Source organism: Candidatus Binatia bacterium, from assembly GCA_036382395.1.
Classification (GTDB): Bacteria; Desulfobacterota; Binatia; order HRBIN30; family HRBIN30; genus JAGDMS01.
In genome coordinates this window covers 1-6,175 of record DASVHW010000465.1, presented here as the reverse complement: position 1 = coordinate 6,175, position 6,175 = coordinate 1, and the positions used below count along the sequence as shown (strand labels likewise).

Here is a 6,175-nt window from a genome sequence, read left to right as displayed (position 1 = left end):
CGCCGCGGCATACTCGCGAGCGCGTACCAGTCGAATCGCCTCGGCTTCGATATCCACTATCGCATGGCCAGTGTCGGTTGCGGCGCTGAACAGTCGGTCCTCAACGTGCGCCTCGCTGTGCACCGGCGTCGAGGGCAATCTTGGCGTGGCAAGCGGAAGGCTGATGCGCCAAAGAAATGCGCCACCGGCAAGCATGAGCACCAGGAAGAGCGTGGACGGCCGTATCCCAGATTGAGCCGGCGCGGGCGGCTCCGCGGCAGCCTGGACCGTGATCGCGTCGGGGACGGGTGCGTTGACGTCGAGCAAAATGACTTGCGCACCGAGTTCCTCTAATTGCGCGCGCAGCCGGTGCGCGCGGTCGGCGTCGAGCGCCGCGAAGAGCCGTTGTGGCCTCGACGTGTGGCGGTCGACGGCTGCCGGGCCGGCCTGCGACGGCGGCAGGCCGTTGAGGAAGTCGAGCGCCCGCCCACGGGCAAGGTTGTTCCGAAAGCCGAAGATCAGGAGGTCGAACACGCTACCGTCGGCCATGACAGGCATAGTGTACCACACGCGTGCTAAAGCCAATGCCAGTCCTTTGAAGCGCTCCTTGCATAAACAGCTCGCGGCCGTTTGCCGACATGGGACGCCGACAACTCCGTAAAATCCACGGGGCAACCATACGACGGTTCGGTCCCGGTGAAGAAGTGCAAGCAGGTGAATACCAGCCTGGCGATTTCATCCTGACACACGGGAAGGCGATCATCTGGGTGACTGTAACAATGACGATCAGGTCACGGTGAGTGAGATCCTAACCATAGTGAACATCGCGCTGGGCAATGCCTCCACCGCCGCCCGTGCGGCAGGCGACGCCAACACAGACGGCAGCGTTACGGTCGATGAGAGTCTCGCCGCGGTGAACAACGCCCTGAACGGGTGCGGTTACGCTCGAATGAATCGTCCGGTAGCTCGGTTCGCTTCGAGGCCCATCCTTATTGGCATATGCCGCCGCCAACACACGTAAAAGGTGCGCAGCAGAAGACGGTGATATCGTCGCACACCCCACCGGACCCCGAGCAGGTGGTCGGTGTGGGGGTGCCGGCCACTGGCGTTAGTGTCGGTGGCACGCTTCCGCCGATGACCAAGTCCGGACCGCCACAGCCTGACAGTGGTGCTGCCAGCAGCCACAGAGCGAGTGCCGTGGTGATCAGTGCACCGCATGGCCGCCGACGATTACTACGCGCAGCGTCGCGAGGAGCGCTACTCATGACGGTGACGAAGTCGTGAGGCCGTGGGCATCAGCTAGCGCTCGACTCACTGGCCCGGTGTCGGGGTCGGATGGCAATGGTGCTGGTGATGGTGATGCCCGTGATGCTGGGCGAGCAGAGGCTGACAGCTCGTCGGCAGCCCGCCGCTCGTGTTCAACTGGCGCAGGCACCGGATGAAGTCTTTGTGGTGGCCAGGGCCGACATCTTGTCCGCAGGCCGTTTGGACCGTTTGGTCGGCCTCGCACGTCTTCCACGCGGCGATATTAGTTTGGATGTGACTTAGACGCGTTAGGCACGGGGCGGTCAGCCCTTGCGAATTTGTCTTAACATCATAGGCATCAAGACAACCAAAGAAGCCCCCAGAACCCGGTGTGTTGCCGGCGCAGAGGTTCTGGAATTCCTGGCGGCACGATCCTCCGCCGTGGTCGGCGCGCGCCGCACCCGGCGCCATGATGAGCGCCACGGCGAGCGGCGCGATCAGGGTGATCATTCTCGACACTTTCATTGCGATCCTCCTCTCGGATTTTGAACTCGATTTGCATACGATGACGTGATCAACTCCGGACACCGGGCGATACGAGCGTCATCTTCCACCCTACGCCCACTAACGAACCCCAGGCCGCATTGGTTGACCGTCTCCCAGGCACGTGAGCCAGCGCCGAGTCAACCGACGATGCGGGTCACTCGTCAGTGTGGGTAGACGCCGGAGAGGACCATTACCTGAACTTGGTGAAAAGTTCCGCTGGAGTACAACCAACTCTACGAGTTCAGCGCGAGCGCGTCTTGCACCTGCGTCGGCTTTTGCTGTCCAATAGGGACGAGGCAGACGATCCGACGCAGAAGATTGTTCTGGGCGGGTGGTATTCCAAGGAGGGCACGCTGGAGCGCCGCTATGAACAGCTGGCAATGGCGTAATACTCGCGGGAGTACTGGTCGTGGTCGGATTCGTCATCTACGATCATCGCGATGGGATTCTGGTGAAAGGGTTCTCCGATGACCGTGCTCACTCGACCTACCGGGTCTCGTCCGTGCACTAGGTGATTACCAACGAACCGCCCGGCTCCTAAACTTGGGCGGCAGAGGAGACAGAAGATGAAGCGAACCGCAACCGTGATGATCATTGCCATGCTGGCGTTCGGCAGATGTTCCACATTGAGCAGCCACTGGCGGCAAGTGGTGGCGGATCAAGGTGGCGATAGTGGTGACGACAGTGGCGACGATAATGGTGATGACGACAGCAGCACGTAGGGGTCGCCCGTTCACGAGCTGCTGATCCGCTTCGCTCTTGGAATCCTCGGCGTGGGCGCCTGGCTTGCCCGGACGGATGGCGCTACCGCGATGCTTCATCCGGGAGCTGTCGGGCATTACCGTGGGGTGGGTGGAACACGAGAATCTGACCGCTCATCTCCGCTTGATGCAGAGTGCAATAGAAAACAGACCGTCCTGACGGAACGTCGTGAACACGTAGGGGGTCTCTTACAGCGACTGCAACCGCAATGCTGACCGAGCGCATCGCGGGCGGCGACAATCGAACGGGCGCAGTCGTACCCGCCATTGTCGTCACGCCGGCTTGCGCACGTAGGACTGCGCAGTCGTACTGCGAGATTACCGCGTTGCCGTAGCTCTCCGATTAAGATAGACTTTAGGGGTAAACTTTGCGGTGTATTTGGGCGGACGTAGTCGGGGTATCCCGTCAGTTTCGTTGCATTGTGAGCCGCGCCACTCGCCCATTGTCAAGGAGGTAGATGTGCTGCCTAAGCGGTTTCGCGTAGCATTCATCCGCATGGTGGCTGTCGTCTGTGCCATGCTGCTGCTTGTGCCCGGAGGCGCGACTCTGGGTGCGCAACAGCCACCGTCGTACCCAGCCCCAGGCCAGACACTGTCGCCGGCCCAACTGGATGACCTGGTAGCGCCGATTGCACTGTACCCGGATCCGTTGCTGAGCCAGATCTTGGTAGCCGCCACCTATCCGCTCGAAATCGTGCAGGCGGACCAGTGGTTCCAGCGCAACCCGGGTCTCACGGGACCTGCGCTCACCCAAGCAGCACAACAACAGAACTGGGATCCAAGCGTTCAGGCCCTGGTGATGTTTCCAGACGTCATCCAGCGCCTGACCCAAGACATCACGTGGACGACAAATCTTGGAAACGCGTTTCTCGCGCAGCAGCCGGACGTGATGGACGCGGTCCAGCGGATGCGGTTCAAGGCAGAGCAGGCAGGGAAATTGCCCTCGACGAGCCAGCAGAGAGTGACCACGACGACCGAATCCGGCCAGCCCATCGTCGACATTGAGCCCGCGGACCCGCAAGTGATCTACGTGCCGCAGTACGATCCGGTCTACATCTGGGGACCGCCCCTCTATTATCCGTATGCGCAGTGGTATTATCCTGCACTCGTCGGGGGCGTCTTTCTCGGCTTCGGCGTTGGCATCGCGATTGGGGCTGTTTTCGGCGGCGGATGGGGCGGCTGGGGTGGGTGGGGGTGGCGGCCCGGCTGGTCCAACCATACCGTGATTGTCAACAACAACTTCATCCACCGGTACAATTTCAACTCGAACCACAGCACGGCTCTGCACGGCACCACTGTCTGGGCCCACGATGCATTCCACCGCCAAGCGGTACCCTATCCGAACCATGCGCTGGCTGACCACTTCGGGGCCGGTGTGCGCGAAAACTTGAGACCCCGCAACTTGCCGGGTCCGGTTCGCGGAAACCCAGCGAGCGGCGGGCAAGTTCGCGGCGTCCCTGCCCCAGCCGCCGCGCCGGGAGAGCGAATGGGCAATCGGCAGATTGCGCCGAGCGCTCCCAGGCGCAACTCAAGCGCTTTCGGCGGCGTCGAGAGCGGCGGAATGTCGAGAATGCATAGCGATCATGGATTCTCCAGCATTGGACCTGCCCGGAGCGTTCCGATGCGCGCCGCACCGGCGTCACGGCCAAGCCTGGCACCGGCTCGGAGCGCACCAATGCGTGCGGCACCGGCCTCAAGGCCAGGCGGCGGCGGTCGGCCAGGCGGTGGCGGCCGGCAAAGATAAGAAGGTGGCCATGAGAAGAGGGACGTCGAGATACCCGGGGGATATTACGCGCCGGCTGATGTGTTTCGGAGCCGTCGCCCTGGCAATGATGGCAGCATCGTCGCAGGCTGCTCCGAGCAAGAGTCCGCGAGCCTTCGCCACGCCGCAGGAAGCAGTCCGGGCGATGATTGAGGCAGCCGAGCACAATGACACGGCGGCTCTGCTGAAACTGTTTGGGCCGGAGGGCAAGGACATTGTCGACTCCGGCGATCCCGCCGAGGACCAAGACCGACGCGTGGAATTTGTTCGCCTGGCCCACGAGAAGATGCAGTTCGATCAGGATCCAACGGACCCGGACAAGACGATCTTATCGGTTGGAGACCAAGAGTGGCCGTTTCCGGTCCCATTGATTCGGAAGGAAGGGAAGTGGCAGTTCGACTCGGCACGAGGCAGGCTGGAGATTCTCGCCCGCCGCATCGGTAGGAACGAGATGAACGCGATGGAAGTTTGCCGGGGCTACGTCGAGGCCCAACTGGAATATGCTGCGGAAGCCCACAACGGAGATGGCATTCTACAATACGCGCAGAAAGTCGTCAGTTCTTCGGGCAAGCACGATGGGGTATATTGGGATGGCGCCCCCGAGAGTCTGGTTTCGAAAGGCTTCGCGCGGGCGGCGGTCGGGAATTTCCCCGCAGGGGGCGGAAAATCCGAACCGTACCACGGCTACTACTTCCGCACCCTAAGAGCGCAGGGCTCGGATGCCGCCGGAGGTGCCTTCGATTATGTCGTCAAAGGCAAGATGATTGGCGGGTTCGCCTTGGTCGCATGGCCGGCGGAGTATGGTTTATCCGGAGTCCGCACCCTGATCATCAATCACCAAGGCGTCATCTACCAAAAGGATCTCGGGACCAACACGGCCAGGCTGGCCCGGCAGATGACCCGGTTCAATCCGGACAAATCCTGGCGGCCGGTTCACCTGGAGTGACAGTTCCAGAACGGTTTAGCGCCCTACAGGCGAGCATAGTGGGTCAGGTCTGTCGTGCGCGACGACGGGGCGCGATTCGATATGGCCTATGCCGGTAAGCTCTTCGGCGCCTTCCAACGTTTACATAGCGCCGATGACTTCGAAGGCACCGGCATCGGGCTCGCCACAGTGCAGCGCATCATTCACCGCCACGGAGGCAGGGTGTGGGCCGAGGGGGCAGTCGATCACAGCGCCGTTTTCTATTTCACCATCCCCAAGCACGACTCCATAATACACGGTTAGGGGCATGAGACTTCAAATCGCTCTGGGGAACTCCCTGTGTACATGAACACGACCGCTGGGTTCGCAGTCAAGGCGACCGAACTGACACGCCGGTTCGGTAACTTGACCGCGGTGGATCACATCGACCTGGGGATTCCGTATGGCGAGATCTTCGGGCTGCTAGGCGCCAACGGCGCGGGCAAAACCACGGTGATCAAGATGCTCACCACCCTGCTGGCGCCAACATCCGGGAATGCGGAGGTCGGAGGTTTCGACATCATCAAGTCTCCAGCAGCGGTCAGGGGGCGCATCGGCTATGTGCCTCAGCTCCTGTCGGCCGACGGCGCCCTGACAGGCTACGAGAACCTGCTCCTGTCGGCCAAGCTCTATGGCTTGCCCCGCGCGGAAAGACGCGTGCGCATCGGCGACGCGCTCGACTTCATGGGGCTCACCGATTCGGCGCACAAGCTCGTGAAAACCTATTCCGGCGGTATGATCCGCAGGCTGGAGCTTGCCCAGGCCATGCTGCACCGTCCGGCGATCCTGTTTTTGGACGAGCCGACGATCGGGCTCGATCCCTTGGCACGCCATTCCGTGTGGGATCGCTTGCGGGACCTCAGGCGCGACTACGGCATGACGGTTCTGATCACGACACACGACATGGACGAAGCCGAA

Annotated in this window: 6 protein-coding genes and 1 pseudogene; 5 read left to right on the top strand and 2 right to left on the bottom strand. The window is 61.8% G+C overall.

Translation table 11 applies throughout. The features are described from left to right. The coding region (locus tag VF515_22905) for a hypothetical protein (protein HEX7410477.1) at window positions 1-528 on the bottom strand (528 nt) is incomplete at its 3' end. A 762-nt stretch (window positions 529-1,290) separates the two neighbouring features. Continuing rightward, window positions 1,291-1,749 (bottom strand): hypothetical protein, encoded by a 459-nt coding sequence (locus VF515_22900; GenBank protein HEX7410476.1) that lies wholly within the window; start codon window positions 1,747-1,749, stop codon window positions 1,291-1,293. Window positions 1,750-2,336: 587 nt separating this feature from the next. On the opposite strand from VF515_22900, the gene VF515_22895 reads away from it, so the two are divergent. From VF515_22895 to VF515_22875, 5 genes and pseudogenes are all read left to right on the top strand, one after another. Further along, window positions 2,337-2,492, top strand: coding sequence for a hypothetical protein (locus VF515_22895; protein ID HEX7410475.1), 156 nt, complete (start codon window positions 2,337-2,339; stop codon window positions 2,490-2,492). A gap of 499 nt (window positions 2,493-2,991) precedes the next feature. Then, a complete protein-coding gene (locus VF515_22890) occupies window positions 2,992-4,275 on the top strand; it encodes a DUF3300 domain-containing protein (protein HEX7410474.1) in 1,284 nt (427 codons plus the stop codon). Between the two features lie 10 nt (window positions 4,276-4,285). Then, window positions 4,286-5,239, top strand: coding sequence for a DUF2950 domain-containing protein (locus VF515_22885; protein ID HEX7410473.1), 954 nt, complete (start codon window positions 4,286-4,288; stop codon window positions 5,237-5,239). A 48-nt stretch (window positions 5,240-5,287) separates the two neighbouring features. Beyond that, window positions 5,288-5,521: pseudogene (locus VF515_22880) on the top strand (ATP-binding protein). A 42-nt stretch (window positions 5,522-5,563) separates the two neighbouring features. Continuing rightward, on the top strand, window positions 5,564-6,175 hold a 612-nt coding region (locus VF515_22875), incomplete at its 3' end, for an ATP-binding cassette domain-containing protein (protein ID HEX7410472.1).

Excerpts from the sequence above, each read along its gene's own strand:
- VF515_22900 (HEX7410476.1), bottom strand. The coding sequence starts at position 1,749 with ATGAAAGTGTCGAGAATGATCACCCTGATCGCGCCGCTCGCCGTGGCG.
- VF515_22895 (HEX7410475.1), top strand. The coding sequence starts at position 2,337 with ATGAAGCGAACCGCAACCGTGATGATCATTGCCATGCTGGCGTTCGGC.
- VF515_22885 (HEX7410473.1), top strand. The coding sequence starts at position 4,286 with ATGAGAAGAGGGACGTCGAGATACCCGGGGGATATTACGCGCCGGCTG.